Source organism: Chryseobacterium sp. GW823-FHT05E08 (assembly GCF_058795655.1).
In genome coordinates, this window is record NZ_JBXAHY010000002.1 from 816,663 (window position 1) to 832,033 (window position 15,371).

Below are 15,371 nucleotides of genomic sequence, written 5' to 3' on the forward strand. Positions count from 1 at the left end.
ATTATTAAAATTTATTTACTCTTTTTCGTTCCTTGAATATTCGGTAAAAGAGCGGTGATGATTCCCATCAAAGGTAAAAATGCACAGATTTTAAATACATATTCAATACTTGTATCATCGGCTACTGCACCTAAAACGGCAGAACCAATTCCACCCATTCCGAACATGAACCCGAAAAATAATCCGGCAACCAAACCAATTTTATCAGGCATAAGATCCGTTGCGTATACTAAAATAGCTGAAAATGCGGAGGCGATGATCAATCCGATGATAACGGCAAATGCAATTGTCCATACTAAAGAAAGATAAGGAAGACAAAGCGTAAACGGAGCAGCACCTAAAATTGAAATCCAGATAATTTTCTTTCTTCCATATTTATCACCCAATTTTCCGCCTAAAATAGTTCCGACCGCAACTGCTGCAAGAAACATAAATAAGTACAATTGAGAATCTTTTACAGAAATATGAAATTTATCGATCAGGAAGAAGGTAAAATAATTCGTCATTGAAGCCAGATAAATGTATTTTGAAAACACCAAAGCCAATAAAATACTCACGGAAAAGATTACTTTTTTTCTTGATAACTGAATATTAACAACCAAGTCTTTATGTTTTGCTGTTTTTTTGAAGGCTAATCTTTCAGCATACCAGTTTCCGATTCTCCATAAAAGAATAATTCCGATAAAAGCGGCGATGGCAAATAATCCAACATATCCCTGACCTAAAGGAAGCACAATAAGCGCAACCAACAACGGACCGATCGCACTTCCGGAATTACCTCCTACCTGAAAAATAGATTGAGCAAGTCCTTTTTGTCCGCCCGAAGCGAGTTGAGCTACCCTTGAAGCTTCTGGATGAAATATCGATGAACCCATTCCGATCAAAGCAACGGAGATTAGAATGACATAATACTGATGAGCCGATGCCAAAAGTAAAAGCCCTGCCATTGATAATCCCATTCCGATGGCTAAAGATCTTGGATTTGGCTTTTTATCGGTGTAAATTCCGACAAATGGCTGTAAAATTGAGGCTGTAAGTTGAAATACCAAAGTAATTATCCCAATCTGCGAAAATGATAAGCTAAACTCGCCTTTTAGAATTGGATATAATGATGGGATGGTAGATTGGATCAGGTCATTTAAAAAATGCGAAAAACTGATCATAAATAAGATTGGATAAACAATTTTGTTCGTGTCAATTGTTTTAGTCTGTATGTTATCCATAGAGTGGTTGTTTTAAATTCATCTTGTCATCTGATGAATTTTGTTGTGATTTTAATGATTTATTTGATTCCTAATATAATTTTTCAACAATTTTTTGAGCAATAAGAGCTGCTTTCTCTGGATCTTTACTTTCAATGCTGTTATAAAGTTCTGTATGTATCTTCTGTGAAATTTTAAAAGAATGGGTATTATTGTTATGATTGGTTTCGAAGCTTCTAAGAATATTTTTGCTCGCAATTTTATAGATTTCTTTTAAAAGTGTATTTCCACAAGCTTCAGCAATTGAGACATGAAAGTTAATATCAGCCAGATAACATTCCTGTGCTTTATTTTCCTCAGCAAATTGCTCTCTAAGATCTAAGTAAGCTTTAATTGTTTTTAATTCTTTCTCTGTATGATTGATGGCTGCCTTTGCTGCAATCTTTGAATCCAGAAGAGAACGCACTTCAAGAACTTCTTCAATCTCTGCTTTACTCATTTGAATATCCAATGATTCCTGAATGTTTTTAGAAACTACAAATGTTCCCACACCCTGTTGAACGCTCAATACTCCTTTTATCGATAGAATTTTTATCGCCTCACGAATGCTTGATCGCCCTACACCAAAGATTTTCATAAGCTCTGTTTCGATGGGTAATTTTTCACCGACAGGATATTCTTCATTAAGAATTCCCTCGATCAGTCTTTCCGCTACTTCTTGAGCTAATGTTTTTCTTTGAATTTGCATAGTATATACGTCTTATCATCTGATGATTGCAAAGATAGGCATTTTTATAGTTATGGCAGAATAAATTATGTAAAGAATAGGTTTTAGATATAAAAGCAAAAAAAAGAGACTTTAAAAATAAAGTCTCTTTTGTAGCCCGTAGGGGAGTCGAACCCCTCTTACCAGAATGAAAATCTGAGGTCCTAACCGATAGACGAACGGGCCATCTACCAAACTGTAATTAGATTACAGGGTTAGTATTTTTGTTTTTATAAGTTTCAACTCTTATTTTAATTACCCGGTTAGTAGTAATTAAGTCTTGTAGCCCGTAGGGGAGTCGAACCCCTCTTACCAGAATGAAAATCTGAGGTCCTAACCGATAGACGAACGGGCCAACTATACTGATTAAGCTAGTTTATTAACGTGCTTAGTTAGTTTGCTTTTTAAGTTAGCAGCTTTGTTTTTGTGGATAATATTTTTCTTAGCTAATTTATCCAATAAAGAGATAACTTTTGGCAATTGCTCTACAGCAGCAGCTTTGTCTTCTTCATTTCTTAAAACCTTCAAAGCTGTTCTTGCAGTCTTGTGATAGTATCTGTTACGAACTTTTCTAACTTCGTTTTGTCTTATTCTTTTTAATGCTGATTTATGATTTGCCATATCGTTTAAATGTGAGTGCAAAAATAAAAACTTTTTTGATACCTGCCAAATTATTTTTGACTTTTTTTGAAAATTTTTAATTTTCTTCTGAAAGGTACTTTTTAAGCTTATCTATTGCTTGTTCTATTTTAAAATTTTCTTGTTCTTTATCTATTCTCTTGATAATATTTTCCAACATTATCATTGCGTTGTTCCATTCTCCGGTGTTGTTGGTGAAGGTGAGTCCGTCAATTGTAACTTCCATCGCTCCTCTTTCTCCACTCTTGTAAAGTCTGAAACTTATTTTATCATCCTTGCCTGTTATCCCATCTTCATTGATCTTTAAATCGTAACTTTTTGGGTTAGAGTGGATTTTATTAAAAAGCAACTTGGCTTCTTGTATTTTTAAATCCGGCATGATATAAAATTATTTGTAAATCTTTCCGGAAATACATCCTTCGGATTTAATAAATTAGTATTCATCATTTTGCTTTTTCTTAATTCGGGATCATAGAACATTAGGGATTTAATGTTTTTAACCTATTTTCTCTCATTAAGAATAAATGCGGTTGCAAAATTAAATAAAATTTTTCAATTTTCTCTCATTTTTGCTTACCAGAATACTTTTTTCTGTAGTCTATAGGAGAATCGAACTCCTGTTGCAAGGATGAAAACCTTGAGTCCTAACCACTAGACGAATAGACCAAATTTTGAGGTTGCAAAAGTAGAAATTAACTTTTAAACTTCAAAATTATTTTTTACTATTTATAAACTTTTTGAATGACCGTATTTTTAACTCCTTTAGCTTCAATCTCTTTCTGAAGTTTTACAGCATCCTCTAAAGTGAACAGTTTTCCGTAAGTATAGTAGAAAGTACCGTCTTCTTTGTTTCTTTCAACATCTTTCAGGGTTTGAATGATGAATGAATTGCCATTTAATTTCTCACCTACAAAGACTTCAAGAGTGTAATATCCGGTGCTTAATTTTTGATTAGGCATAAATCCAACCGCAAATGCATTTCTAAATCCTGCATCTTTGGCTGTTCTAAGATTAATATCTTTCACAGAAGCCATGTTGGTAACTCCGTAATAGTATTTGTACTGTCCGTTTTCTTTGATAGGAAGAATGTAATTTAATCCTTTTAGAGCAGGATCGTTATCATTATACTTGGTAGGAGAACTCATTAGTAATATTCTGAAATCGTTCTTTAATGCAACCTCGGCTGGCTTTTCAGGTTCAGGTTTTTTTGTGGTTGAACTGTACGCTCCTCCTGATTTTCTGTCAACCGCTTTTTTATAATCGATGATGGCGGTGTAGATACTCATTGCAATTTCGTCCTGACCTTTTTCTGATGCTAAGTAATGACTTTCCTCAGGATGATTGATAAATCCGGTCTCAATAAGTACCGAAGGCATCGCATTCATACGAAGAACGTGTAAGTTTTTTTGGAAAACCCCTCTTGAGAATCTTTTATCTTTTTCAACAAAATTCCCTTCTACCAATCCGCCTAAAAGAAGACTGGATTCCAAATATTTGCTTTGTTGAAGTTTTAGGGCAATTAATGATTCGGGAGAACTGGCGTCGTAAGAACCAAATGTCTGTTTATCTTTTTCGTCAAGAAAGATCACATCATTCTCTCTTTTTGCAACTTCTAAGTTGGTGTCATTTTGATCGGGTCCCTGAACATAAGTTTCAGTTCCATAAGCTCCGGATCTTTGTGCGGAATTACAGTGTACCGATACAAAAAGATCTGCTTTGCTCCTGTTTGCAAGGTTGGTTCTGTCCGATAAAGAAGGATATTCATCATATTTACGGGTGTAAATTACTTTAAAGTCCTTATTTTTCTCCAGCATATTACCAATTTTTAACACAACGGCTAGGGTAACATCCTTTTCCGCGACTCTTCCGATGTCTGCGTAGTTTCTATTGGCTCCATGGTCACTTCCCCCGTGTCCGGCATCTAAAACGATGGTAAATTTCTTCTGTGAAAAAATAAAATTACAGACCAGTATTAGGAGAAATGATAAAATTATTTTAAAATTTTGTTTGTGCATCTTACAGTTTTAAAAATTATATTAATTTTGAGCCTGAATTATATACATTATAAATATATACAAAAATTGGTCAAAACCGTCTTCAAAAATATATTACAAATTTCAATTATCCTAATTTTTAACAGTTTTTTAGCACAGCAAACGTCTGAAAAATTGCCTAAAAATGCGGTTAATGATACTATTTCCAAAAAGGATACCATTGTTGTAAAAAAAGAGTCTTTAGAAGATATTCTTCAGACTAAAGCAGATAATATCCGTAGAGACTTCCCTAAAAAGATGATTTACCTGAACAAAAAAGCTCAGGTGAAGTATCAGGATATGCAGATTGATGCAGATTATATCTCCATAGATGAGCAAAAAAGTCTAATGTATGCCAGAGGTAAACAGGATTCTTTAGGAAAAATTATCGAGCCTGTAATTACAACTCAGGCTGGGAAAAAATATGAGACCGACGAGTTTCAATATAATACCAAAACTAAGCAGGCAATTGCTTTTAATGCCCGAACTGAAGAAAGTGAAGGGGTAATTATCGCTAAAAAGACAAAGAAATATAACGATTCTGTCTTTGCAATGAAAAATGCACTGTATACAACCGATGAGTATTTTATCAAGAAAAAAGATACGGCGGCGGATTATCACATGCTTGCTTCCAATATCAAATTAATTAAAACTAAAGAAAAGTCTCAGATCATAACGGGGCCGATTCAATTATATATTGAAAGGGTTCCGACACCTTTGATTATGCCGTTTGCTATTTTGCCTTTTTCTGATAAAAGATCAGCAGGTATTCTAATCCCGAGTTTTGGGGAAAGGCAGGATGTAGGTTTCTTTTTAAATGGAATAGGATATTATCAACCGATTGGAGAGCATTTTGACCTTAAAGTTCTTGCAGATATTTATACAAAAGGGAGCTGGAATTTAAGACCTGAAATGAATTATCTGAAGAAATACCGCTACTCCGGAAATTTCTCTGCAGATATCGGAACGATGGTGAGAGGAATCAAAGGTCTTGATGATTATAATAAAAACAGTACCTACAGAATTGCGTGGAGACATACTCAGGATACGAAAGCAAATCCTTTCTTAACGTTCTCTGCATCAGTAGATATTGTAAGTACTAAATTTTATAACAATACACTGAATAACAATTATATTTTAAATCAGAATGTATTAAACACTCAGCAAAACTCAACCGTAACCATTACAAAAAGGTTCTTGAAGTTGCCAATTACGATTACTGGAACGACTTCTTATTCTCAAAATTTTGCAACAGGACAGGCGGATTTACGTTTGCCTCAAATGAACGTTGCGATCAATCAGTTTTATTTATTTAAATCTAAAACAGGGGTAAGACAAGGTTTATTGGAAAATATTACGGTAAATACGGGAATTAATTTAACGAATTTCGTAAGAACAGAAGAAGGAGAGCTTTTCAAAAAAGAAATGTGGGATAAAATGGAGACAGGGCTTAAAAATAATATTGCTCTATCAACAAACACTACTCTTGCAAAATATTTTACCTTCACATTAGGAGCAAATGTTGATAACGCTTTAACAACAAAAACGGTCAATAAATTCTACGATCCTATCGCCAATAAAGACATTACTGAAACAAATAAAGGTATTACCGGATATTCTACATTCTCAACAACAGCAAGTATTCAGACAACGTTGTATGGAATGATGAAGTTTAAAAAAGGTGCTGTCGTAGAAGCTTTAAGACATATGATGACGCCAAGTATCGGGTTTACTTATTCTCCTGATTTTGGAGGTTCGGGCTTTGGATATTATAAAAACTATTACAATGCAACGGGAGCTTTAACGCCTTATTCAATTTTTGAGGGAGGTATAGTTGGAAGTCCTTCGAGCGGATTGGTTGGAGCTTTAGGATTCAATATCGGGAACAATATTGAGATGAAAGTGAAGTCTAAAAGCGATTCTACCGGAGTAAAAAAGATCAAAATATTTGAATCTTTAAACCTTTCCGGAAGTTATAATTTTGCGGCTAACGATCACCCTTGGTCAATTTTTACGATCAACGGACAATCTTCTTTCTTCAATAATAAATTGAATGTAAATACAAGTTTGTCTTTAGATCCATATAAAATCATATATCTTCCGGGACAGGATACTGGAGGTATCAGAACAGAGGAATTTGGTCATTTTAGTGTGCAAGGATTTAATGTTCAATTGTCTTATCCTTTAAGCAGTGAGATTTTTGGAGAAAAAACAGATTACGCTAAAAAATATAAATCAAAAGGAGAAATAAGAAATGAGAATTATTATTTTGATGATGATAATTACGCTCGTTTCGATCAGGCATGGACATTGAATGTGAATGCAAACTATGCCTATACAAAAACTTCAGGAAATAGAATTCCTACAAGAATGGCATCGGTGGGATTAGACGGTAGTCTTAAATTGACTCCTTTCTGGAACATCAACGGAAGTACCCACTACGACATGGTAACGAAAGAATTGGCGTATACGAGAATTGGTTTCTCAAGAGATCAGCGAAGTTTTACCATTAACTTTAACTGGGTTCCTTTCGGACAGTATAAAGTGTATGACTTTTTTATTGGTATAAAAGCTAATATTTTAAGTGATGCATTGAAATATAAAGACAGAAGTTTCACGCAGCCAAACTCACCTTTCTAAATATCATATTGATATTTGAATATAAATTTTATATTTGCACCCAAAATAAATTCTAATGAAATCACTGTTGACTGAATTTTCTAACAGACCAATACAAGAAGCAGTGATTGCATATGACCTTAGAAAAAATTAAGTACCTACATATGAAAAAAGTAATCAACACAGTGAATGCACCTGCAGCTATCGGACCTTACTCTCAGGCAAATCTTGCCAACGGAGTATTATATATTTCTGGTCAGATCCCTGTAGATCCTGCAACTGGTAAATTGGTAGAAGGAATTGAAAAAGAAACGCACCAGGTAATGAAAAATCTTGAAGCTATTCTTACTGAAGCTGGAATGACGTTCAAAAACGTTGTAAAAGCGAGTATTTTCCTTAAAAGTATGGATGATTTCGCAGTAATGAACGATATTTATGCGTCTTATTTGGATGCAGAGAGCTTTCCGGCTCGTGAAACTGTGCAGGTTTCTTGCTTGCCTAAAAATGTTGACATTGAAATTTCTATGATCGCACACCAGGATTAATGAGCTTTATAAGAAATACATTTGCGGTTTTGGTGGGTCTCGTTATCGCGGGGCTTATTATTACTCTTGGTATAAGAGTTTTTCCGCAATGGGTTACTTTTGAAGCATTTGCTCCGTTTGAGCATTGGCAGAGGTTTCTTTACAGTATGAAAGATGATGAGGCTTTCTTTGGCTTCCTTTTGTTTATTTCCGGATTAGGGAGTACTTTTGGAGGGGTGGCGACTGCAATCATCGTGAAGTATGCTAAAGTGGCTTATGCTATCCTTATTGGCTTTATTATGTTGTTTATAGCCATGTTGGATGTTATTATTTTTCCTTATCATCCTACGTTTTATAAAATATCTATTTTCCTTACGTTTTTCCCTTTCGCTTGGATCGGAGGTAAGATTGTAGAAGTTATTTATGAACGGAAGAAGAAAAGAAGGATTGCCGAGAAAATGAACAATAAATCATAAATAAAAAAACCGCTACAAATTCTGTAGCGGTTTTTCTTTGATATGAAAATGTTTAGTTTTAATTTTTATTAAGGCATTTTGAAACCTTTAGTATAAATTCTTCCGTATTCATCTACAAATTTTACCTGTACGTTTCCTTGGTATTTGTCTAATACTTTTTCAACGTCTTTTTGAGAGTTTACAGGTTTACCGTTGATTTCTACTACGATGTAATTATCTACGATTCCGATCTTGGCCATTTCGCTGCCTTCTGATACGTTTTTAGCAACAACACCGCTCGTCAATCCATAATCTGTTTTAAATCTTTCGCTTAATGGTTCAAAATCTGCTCCGATTTTTTCTCCTATACTTAAATCAGCCTTTGTTCTTGTAGAAGTTCCGCCTTTTTGATCTTTCAAGGTTACGGTTGTCATATTTTCTTTACCATTTCTTAGGTAAGCAACCTGTACTTTATCACCAGGACGTTTGCTTCCGATAGCGATAGATAAGTCTGCGAAATCTGTAACATCAGAGTTGTCAATCTTAGTAATAACATCACCAATTTTCAGACCTGCATCTTCTGCACCGCTGCTGTCTCCGAATCCTGTAACATAAACTCCTGAACCAGACTTGATGTTAGTCTTTTTCTGCTTGTTATAAGCCTGAACCTGCATGTCATCAGAAAGATCTAGAGACTGTACTCCAAGGAATCCTCTTTGTACGATTCCGAATTTCTTGATGTCTTCAACAATTTTTCTAGCCAAATTAGCCGGAACAGCAAATCCGTATCCTTGATAATATCCTGTCGTAGATTGGATTGCAGAGTTGATACCAATAAGTTCTCCATTTGTATTAACCAAAGCTCCTCCTGAGTTTCCTGGGTTGATGGCAGCATCCGTTTGAATAAAACTTTCAATTGGATTAGCAGCTTTTCCCTGACCTCCTAAGATTCCGATTCCTCTTCCTTTAGCAGAAATAATACCTGCAGTAACGGTTGAGTTCAATCCAAGTGGGTTACCTACGGCAAGAGCCCATTGTCCAACTTCAATATTATCAGAATTTGCGAAATTTAAATAGGGTAATCCCTTTTCTTCAATTTTTAATAATGAAATATCTGTATTCGGATCTGTTCCTACTAATGTTGCGATGTAAGATTTTTTGTTACTTAAAACAACTTCTAATTTATTGGCGCCTGCTACAACGTGGTTGTTGGAAATAATATATCCGTCCGGCGAAATAATTACTCCTGAACCCATTCCTGAAGGCATATTATCAGGTGCTTGTTGCTGTGGCTTTTGTCTTTGCTGACCTTGACCTCTTCCTCCTCCGAAAGGATCACCAAAAAAGAAATCAAACAGATCCTGTTCAGATGCTCTTCCTCCTGAAGCTGCTCTGTTTTGATAATTCTTAATAGTTACCACAGCCGGAACCGTAGTTTTTGCAGCTTTTACGAAATCGTCACCTACAGCGCCAGTATTCATCCCGGCAAACGAAACATTTGAGGCAGATTTAAAATAACCTTGGTCCTCATTATTAGAATTGTGACCGAAATATTGTATTGTGCCAACGGTAGTAGCTCCTGAGATAACTCCTACTACGGCAAATGGTAATAGTTTTTTTAAAGTACTCTTCATTGTATATCTTCTTTTAATTTTATGTTCTACAGTAAACAAATTTAATGCTAAATAGGTATGCGATTAGTATGATATGTTTCAATTTTAACTAAAATTTAACAGGAATAGCAATAATTTATGTGTTATGTCATAATTATAAAGGTCAATTAACAAAACTTAAAATTATATTAAAGGACAATCTGACATAATATAGATGTCAGAATGGTCATAAAGGTTAAATTTTGAATTAAGATTTTATCTGAAGTCAGCATCCTTGTCAAGCTTTTATGACTAAAAACGAACAACCAAAAACCATCAACTAGCAACCAATTCAAAAAATTCTTATCTTTGCAAAAATATTTTTCTCACTTAAAACGTTTATAGCATGCAACTGTATAACACCTTAAGCGCAGAAGAAAGAGCTCAACTTATTGATGAAGCTGGTAAGGAACGTCTTACATTGTCTTTCTATGCGTATGCCAAAATTGAAGATCCCAAAAAATTTCGCGACGAATTATTTATAGCCTGGAATGCACTTGATGCATTGGGTCGTATTTATGTTGCCCATGAAGGAATTAATGCTCAGATGAGTGTTCCTGCGGATCAGTTTGAAGCATTTCGCGATACGTTGGAAGTTTATGACTTCATGAAAGGAATCCGTTTGAATGTAGCAGTTGAGCAAGACGACCATTCTTTTTTAAAACTGACAATAAAAGTTAGACATAAAATTGTTGCCGATGGTTTAAATGATGAAACCTTTGATGTGACCAATAAAGGAATTCACTTAAAAGCGCAGGAATTTAATAATTTGCTTGAAGATCCGAATACAATTGTAGTCGATTTTAGGAATCACTACGAAAGTGAAGTAGGACATTTTGAAGGAGCAATTACTCCTGATGTAGAAAATTTCAGAGAAAGTTTACCGATTATCAACGAACAGTTACAGGATTTTAAAGAAGATAAAAACCTGTTGATGTATTGTACAGGCGGAATTCGTTGTGAAAAGGCGAGTGCTTACTTCAAACATCAGGGTTTCAAAAATGTTTTCCAATTAGAGGGCGGAATTATTGAATATACGCGCCAAATCAAAGAAGAAAATATTGAAAGTAAATTTATTGGGAAGAACTTCGTGTTTGATCACCGATTAGGAGAAAGAATTACAGACGATATTATTTCGCAATGTCACCAATGCGGTAAGCCTTGCGACAATCATACGAATTGTGCTAATGATGCCTGTCACTTATTGTTTATTCAATGTGATGAGTGTAAAACTGCGATGGAAAATACATGCTCCACAGAATGTCTGGAAATCATACATTTGCCTAGAGAAGAACAAGTTGCCTTAAGAAAAGGATTGCAGGTTGGAAATAAAGTGTTCAGAAAAGGAAAATCTGAAGCTTTAAAGTTTAAAAATTCCGGAGATTTATCCACTCAAACTTTAGCAAAAGCTACAACAACTGAAACTACAGATATTCGTCAGAAAATTAAGGTTAAAAAGGTACTGATTGGAAAAGGAGAGCATTATTACTCAAAATCAAAAATTGCTCAGTTCTTAATTGAAAATAAAGAGCTTTCAATTGGTGATAAAGTATTAATTTCAGGGCCGACAACTGGTGAGCAAGAAGTTATAATTACTGAAATTTTCGCTAATGGAGGTCCTTGTGATACAGCGAAAGTTGGAGATCAGATTACTTTTGAACTTCCATTTAAAGTTCGTTTATCAGACAAATTATATAAAATTATAGAACCTTCTGAAAAAGCTTAATTAGAATGCTAAAAGCTGAGCTTAGAAAAAAATATATGCAAAAAAGAAAAGCCTTGTCAACTGATGAGGCTTTCTTGTTATCTGAAAATATTTTTGAGAATTTCATTAATTATTTTAAACCTGTTTCGGATCAAAAAGTTCATATTTTTATTCCAATTGAGAAGTTTAAAGAAATTGATACTCAAATATTCATTGATTATTTTTTAAGTAGAAATATCAGAGTTTTTGTACCTAAAATTGTGGATGCAAAATTAATTTCTGTTGAAATTTTTAGAGACACTCAATTTGAAATTAATCATTGGGATATTTCAGAGCCTGTTTCTAATGTAGATTCTAAAGTCTTAGATTTTAATTATGTCATAACTCCTTTGCTGTATTGCGATAAAAAAGGAAATAGAGTAGGCTACGGAAAAGGTTTTTATGATGGTTTCTTTGAAAATCTTTCTCCCGAGACAAAAAAAATCGGAGTTAATTATTTTAACCCCGATGAATTTATTGATGATGCCTGGGAAAATGATATTCCTTTAGACTATTTGGTTACTCCGACGGATGTGCTGTCTTTCTTCAAAGGAGAAGAGTAGAAGTTGAGGAAGTAAAATTTAAATTCTTTTTTAAATTTAATAGGCGTTGACATTAAAATATATTGTGCATTTTTCTCAAATGTTCCCAATGATCTGTTTTTGTCGTCAAAATATTCCACATTAAATTTCGCATAATCCAGCGTATCGTTTTTATAATAATCTTTATAAACGGATAAATTATTCACTTTTACACTTTTTACCTTTAAACTATCCAGTTCACGGAAGAGTTTTTTAAATGTCATGCTATCCGGCTTATGGAAATAACTTCCCATTTGAGAATAAATTACTGTGTCGATCTCTGTATTCTTGTTTCCAGATAAATATAGCGTTGACAAGTCTAAAAGTTCCTGAACCTTTTGCTTGGTAATGAAATTTATTGCCTGTGCGCTGTCCATCTTTACTGCAGGATAGCTCTTTTTATTATTACTGTTTCTAAGTGTTTCCAGATCACTTACTTCTGTTTTTTTATTATTACAGGCAGCGAGAGCAAGAAGCATTATTGCAAAAATTAAAAAATTATTTATTCTTTTCATCTGTACTTGCAATTTTAAATTTTATGGATACTATTTTTCCTTTATCTTTTTTCATTTCGATTACGCTTAGATTTTTAAGAGAAGTAGTAGGAGTTGTTACTAACGTAATATATTTCTGTTTATCTAAGGTTTCAATACCATACGTGGCATTATCGTAAACCTGATAAATAATAGCGTTGTTGCTGATTAGGTTTTCCAGCTGCTTACGTTTCTGCTTAAGAAGTTCAGGATTACCATTGGCATCTTTTACTGAGAAATAATTGACAGCCATTTTATAATCATCAGGCTTCAGCTCTATCATTTCCTCTTCAGGAGCGTTTTCTAAGCTTCTGTTGACCGTTAAATATTCGTAGAATGGTGCTCTGATCTCCATTTTCAAGATTTTATCCTTTGTTGAATATTTAAAACATTCACCAGGTTTTATCCTATAAAGAATTGGGGATTCATTTTCCTTGATTACTTTTATTTCTAAAGTATTGATTACGGAAGTTCCTCTGTCTGCATCGGTAAAACAATATTTATATTCTTTCAGAAAAATTTCATCCTTAAAACCTAGAAGTCCGGTTGCGATCACCAAAATTGATGTTATAAATGCCCAAGCGTTCTTTTTTAAGAAATTCTTCTTGGGTTTTACAGGCTCAAAATCAGATTGGGTTTTTATTTCTTGATTTTGATTAACTATTTGGTTTTCAGTAGTTGATTTTTGTAAATCAATATTTTCTTGCTCGTTTTGAACCGTTTTTTTAGGCTGAATCTTATTATTTGGAAGAATTTGTGAATTTTCAAGTGTTTTTTCTAATTCCTGTATATCTTCTTCACTTAAATCTTCCGTTTCCTGTAACAATTCTCCTGCAAAAAGATGTTGCTTTTTGAATTCATACCATGAGTCGTAACCCGTATAAATACTCAATAAGTTGAGCATATCGATGCGGGGTAATTTGGTAACCGGAGAGTTTTTGAAATAGGTATAAAAAGATTTTTCGCTAATGTTTCCTTTAGCCTTTTTACGAAGATCTTCCTGAAAATATATAATATCTATACCCTTCCATTTTGAAATATCATCATAGGAAGGAGTATATTCTTTCAAATATTGAGCTTGGACATCCTTTTTTAGCTGCTCAAAATGTAATAGATCTAAATCTGTCAATTTTTTAAATATAATTAAATTACTGATTATCAGTTAAGTTTATTTGTAAAACTATTTTACAAAGGTATTACAATTATTTTTCATAAACAACTTTTGTATCTGCTATACCTTTGTCTTGTTCAAATAACAGAACGAAAGAAAATTTTAAAAAACAATATTAACAAAATTAAATTTAATTTATTATGAAAAAGTCATTATTCGTAGCTGCTATCGCTGCAATCTCTCTAGTTGCTTGTAAAAAAACTGAAGCTACTTCTACTGAAGGTACTGCTGATTCTGCTGCTGTAGCTACTACTGATTCAGCTGCTGTTGTTGCTGATTCTGCTGCAACTGTTGTTGATTCTGCTGCTTCTGCTACTGTAGGTGCTGCTAAAGATGCTGCTGCTGCAACTACTGCTGCTGGTGCTGATGCTGCTAAGAAAACAGCTGAAGGTGCTGCTGATGCTGCTAAAGGTGCTGCTGATGCTGCTAAAGGTGCTGCTAAAGACGCTAAAGAAGCTGTTGACGCTGCTAAAAAATAATTTTAGCCTCAACCTAAAAATAAAAGAACCGGTTCACCTAGTGAATCGGTTTTTTTATGCTTTATATTTTAAAAGATGGAAGTTTGGGAGATGGATGCTGGAAGTTACTATTGGTTCATTTAATTTCTAGAAGCCCTTTATATTATAATTTGTTCTTTAAACTTAAAAAACTTCACTCTTCAAGCTTCAAACTTCCTTTCTAAAAAAACTATCCTTTCTTTTGTTTCAATGCTTCATAACAAGTAATGGCAACAGCGTTGCTTAAATTTAAAGAATCAATGCTTCCTGTCATTGGAATTAGGGTGTTTTTTCCTTTTCCTGTCCAGAAATCACTTAACCCTGAATGTTCTGTGCCGAATAAAACCGCAGATTTTTTCGTAAAATCTCTTTTATAAAGATCCTCAGAACTTTCATCCATAATCGTTGTATAGATATTGAACTGATTTTTCTGAAGAAATTCTAATGTTTCCTCATTTTCAGCCTGAAATACTTCCATTCCGAAAAGACAACCAACACTTGAACGGATTACGTTTGGATTATAAAAGTCTGTTTTACCATCTGCAACAATTAAAGCATCAATACCAAAAGCTTCACAGCTTCTCAAAATTGCACCCAAATTCCCTGGTTTTTCAACACCTTCAACAATAATTACGGTTGAATTTTCTTTAGGTTTAAATGTATTTAAATGATTCTCTTTGGCTTTATAAACTCCGATAATTCCTTCAGAACTACCTCTGTAGGCTATTTTTTCATACACTTTATCATTGACAAAATGTATTTTTCCTTCCGGAGCTTTACCTTTAAAAATGGTTTCACAAATGAAAAACTCTACCGCTTCAAAATCATATTTCTGAGCCCTTTCATTTTCCTGTTGTCCTTCCACTACAAAAACACCAGATTTTTTTCTAAATCGATTATCTGTAAGGAGTTTTGTGATGTTTTTTATCTTTTCGTTTTGAAAGCTTTCAATCAT

The 15,371-nt window shown here is 33.9% G+C and carries 15 protein-coding genes and 3 tRNA genes; 6 read left to right on the forward strand and 12 right to left on the reverse strand.

The genetic code is table 11. The annotated features are described in order from the left end of the window. Window positions 1-11: 11 nt before the first annotated feature. The 8 genes from AC1Q7L_RS09650 to AC1Q7L_RS09685 form a co-directional block, all read right to left on the reverse strand. Window positions 12-1,223 carry an MFS transporter gene (locus AC1Q7L_RS09650; RefSeq protein ID WP_410691369.1) on the reverse strand — a complete coding sequence of 404 codons (1,212 nt, stop codon included), beginning with the start codon at window positions 1,221-1,223 and terminating at the stop codon, window positions 12-14. Between the two features lie 70 nt (window positions 1,224-1,293). Beyond that, window positions 1,294-1,950: a FadR/GntR family transcriptional regulator gene (locus AC1Q7L_RS09655; RefSeq protein ID WP_492305246.1), complete on the reverse strand. Its 657-nt coding sequence runs from the start codon at window positions 1,948-1,950 to the stop codon at window positions 1,294-1,296. 132 nt (window positions 1,951-2,082) lie between these two features. Further along, window positions 2,083-2,154, reverse strand: a tRNA-Glu gene (locus tag AC1Q7L_RS09660). 97 nt (window positions 2,155-2,251) lie between these two features. Continuing rightward, window positions 2,252-2,323: transfer RNA gene (locus AC1Q7L_RS09665), tRNA-Glu, on the reverse strand. Window positions 2,324-2,334: 11 nt separating this feature from the next. Beyond that, on the reverse strand, window positions 2,335-2,589 hold the full coding sequence (gene rpsT, locus AC1Q7L_RS09670; protein WP_066752975.1) for a 30S ribosomal protein S20: 255 nt from the start codon (window positions 2,587-2,589) through the stop codon (window positions 2,335-2,337). Between the two features lie 76 nt (window positions 2,590-2,665). Next, window positions 2,666-2,986: a hypothetical protein gene (locus AC1Q7L_RS09675; RefSeq protein ID WP_492305247.1), complete on the reverse strand. Its 321-nt coding sequence runs from the start codon at window positions 2,984-2,986 to the stop codon at window positions 2,666-2,668. 215 nt (window positions 2,987-3,201) lie between these two features. Then, window positions 3,202-3,273 (reverse strand) — tRNA-Glu (locus tag AC1Q7L_RS09680). A 56-nt stretch (window positions 3,274-3,329) separates the two neighbouring features. Next, on the reverse strand, window positions 3,330-4,622 hold the full coding sequence (locus AC1Q7L_RS09685) for an N-acetylmuramoyl-L-alanine amidase family protein (protein ID WP_410691367.1): 1,293 nt from the start codon (window positions 4,620-4,622) through the stop codon (window positions 3,330-3,332). Between the two features lie 66 nt (window positions 4,623-4,688). On the opposite strand from AC1Q7L_RS09685, the gene AC1Q7L_RS09690 reads away from it, so the two are divergent. The 3 genes from AC1Q7L_RS09690 to AC1Q7L_RS09700 all read left to right on the forward strand — a co-directional run bounded on the left by AC1Q7L_RS09690 (window position 4,689) and on the right by AC1Q7L_RS09700 (window position 8,259). Beyond that, on the forward strand, window positions 4,689-7,280 hold the full coding sequence (locus tag AC1Q7L_RS09690) for a putative LPS assembly protein LptD (protein ID WP_492305248.1): 2,592 nt from the start codon (window positions 4,689-4,691) through the stop codon (window positions 7,278-7,280). A gap of 143 nt (window positions 7,281-7,423) precedes the next feature. After that, window positions 7,424-7,804, forward strand: a complete 381-nt coding sequence (locus AC1Q7L_RS09695) for a RidA family protein (RefSeq protein WP_054512082.1) — start codon at window positions 7,424-7,426, stop codon at window positions 7,802-7,804. Further along, window positions 7,804-8,259: a hypothetical protein gene (locus tag AC1Q7L_RS09700; RefSeq protein WP_410691365.1), complete on the forward strand. Its 456-nt coding sequence runs from the start codon at window positions 7,804-7,806 to the stop codon at window positions 8,257-8,259. The genes AC1Q7L_RS09695 and AC1Q7L_RS09700 overlap by 1 nt, the downstream gene beginning before the upstream one ends. 68 nt (window positions 8,260-8,327) lie before the next feature. Here the strand turns inward: AC1Q7L_RS09700 and AC1Q7L_RS09705 are convergent, their stop codons facing one another. Beyond that, the gene (locus AC1Q7L_RS09705) at window positions 8,328-9,872 is read right to left on the reverse strand and encodes a trypsin-like peptidase domain-containing protein (protein WP_492305249.1); all 1,545 of its coding nucleotides are present in this window, start codon (window positions 9,870-9,872) and stop codon (window positions 8,328-8,330) included. Between the two features lie 364 nt (window positions 9,873-10,236). Here AC1Q7L_RS09705 and trhO point away from each other — a divergent pair, with 364 nt between their 5' ends. After that, window positions 10,237-11,616 (forward strand): oxygen-dependent tRNA uridine(34) hydroxylase TrhO, encoded by a 1,380-nt coding sequence (gene trhO / locus AC1Q7L_RS09710; RefSeq protein ID WP_492305250.1) that lies wholly within the window; start codon window positions 10,237-10,239, stop codon window positions 11,614-11,616. Between the two features lie 5 nt (window positions 11,617-11,621). Further along, window positions 11,622-12,197, forward strand: coding sequence for a 5-formyltetrahydrofolate cyclo-ligase (locus AC1Q7L_RS09715; protein WP_492305251.1), 576 nt, complete (start codon window positions 11,622-11,624; stop codon window positions 12,195-12,197). Here the strand turns inward: AC1Q7L_RS09715 and AC1Q7L_RS09720 are convergent. Beyond that, window positions 12,146-12,730 carry a hypothetical protein gene (locus tag AC1Q7L_RS09720; RefSeq protein WP_492305252.1) on the reverse strand — a complete coding sequence of 195 codons (585 nt, stop codon included), beginning with the start codon at window positions 12,728-12,730 and terminating at the stop codon, window positions 12,146-12,148. The genes AC1Q7L_RS09715 and AC1Q7L_RS09720 overlap by 52 nt on opposite strands. After that, window positions 12,714-13,877 (reverse strand): hypothetical protein, encoded by a 1,164-nt coding sequence (locus AC1Q7L_RS09725; protein WP_492305253.1) that lies wholly within the window; start codon window positions 13,875-13,877, stop codon window positions 12,714-12,716. The genes AC1Q7L_RS09720 and AC1Q7L_RS09725 overlap by 17 nt, the downstream gene beginning before the upstream one ends. A 182-nt stretch (window positions 13,878-14,059) precedes the next feature. On the opposite strand from AC1Q7L_RS09725, the gene AC1Q7L_RS09730 reads away from it, so the two are divergent. After that, a complete protein-coding gene (locus AC1Q7L_RS09730; RefSeq protein WP_066752945.1) occupies window positions 14,060-14,398 on the forward strand; it encodes a hypothetical protein in 339 nt (112 codons plus the stop codon). 208 nt (window positions 14,399-14,606) lie between these two features. Here the strand turns inward: AC1Q7L_RS09730 and AC1Q7L_RS09735 are convergent, their stop codons facing one another. Continuing rightward, the gene (locus AC1Q7L_RS09735) at window positions 14,607-15,371 is read right to left on the reverse strand and encodes a TrmH family RNA methyltransferase (RefSeq protein ID WP_492305254.1); all 765 of its coding nucleotides are present in this window, start codon (window positions 15,369-15,371) and stop codon (window positions 14,607-14,609) included.

Bases quoted from the DNA above. Each gene is read 5' to 3' on its own strand.
- AC1Q7L_RS09695 (WP_054512082.1), top strand. From the start codon at position 7,424: ATGAAAAAAGTAATCAACACAGTGAATGCACCTGCAGCTATCGGACCT.
- AC1Q7L_RS09685 (WP_410691367.1), bottom strand. From the start codon at position 4,622: ATGCACAAACAAAATTTTAAAATAATTTTATCATTTCTCCTAATACTG.
- AC1Q7L_RS09720 (WP_492305252.1), bottom strand. From the start codon at position 12,730: ATGAAAAGAATAAATAATTTTTTAATTTTTGCAATAATGCTTCTTGCT.
- AC1Q7L_RS09675 (WP_492305247.1), bottom strand. From the start codon at position 2,986: ATGCCGGATTTAAAAATACAAGAAGCCAAGTTGCTTTTTAATAAAATC.
- trhO (WP_492305250.1), top strand. From the start codon at position 10,237: ATGCAACTGTATAACACCTTAAGCGCAGAAGAAAGAGCTCAACTTATT.
- AC1Q7L_RS09715 (WP_492305251.1), top strand. From the start codon at position 11,622: ATGCTAAAAGCTGAGCTTAGAAAAAAATATATGCAAAAAAGAAAAGCC.
- AC1Q7L_RS09650 (WP_410691369.1), bottom strand. From the start codon at position 1,223: ATGGATAACATACAGACTAAAACAATTGACACGAACAAAATTGTTTAT.
- AC1Q7L_RS09735 (WP_492305254.1), bottom strand. From the start codon at position 15,371: ATGATTGAAAGCTTTCAAAACGAAAAGATAAAAAACATCACAAAACTC.
- AC1Q7L_RS09730 (WP_066752945.1), top strand. From the start codon at position 14,060: ATGAAAAAGTCATTATTCGTAGCTGCTATCGCTGCAATCTCTCTAGTT.
- AC1Q7L_RS09700 (WP_410691365.1), top strand. From the start codon at position 7,804: ATGAGCTTTATAAGAAATACATTTGCGGTTTTGGTGGGTCTCGTTATC.
- rpsT (WP_066752975.1), bottom strand. From the start codon at position 2,589: ATGGCAAATCATAAATCAGCATTAAAAAGAATAAGACAAAACGAAGTT.
- AC1Q7L_RS09705 (WP_492305249.1), bottom strand. From the start codon at position 9,872: ATGAAGAGTACTTTAAAAAAACTATTACCATTTGCCGTAGTAGGAGTT.
- AC1Q7L_RS09655 (WP_492305246.1), bottom strand. From the start codon at position 1,950: ATGCAAATTCAAAGAAAAACATTAGCTCAAGAAGTAGCGGAAAGACTG.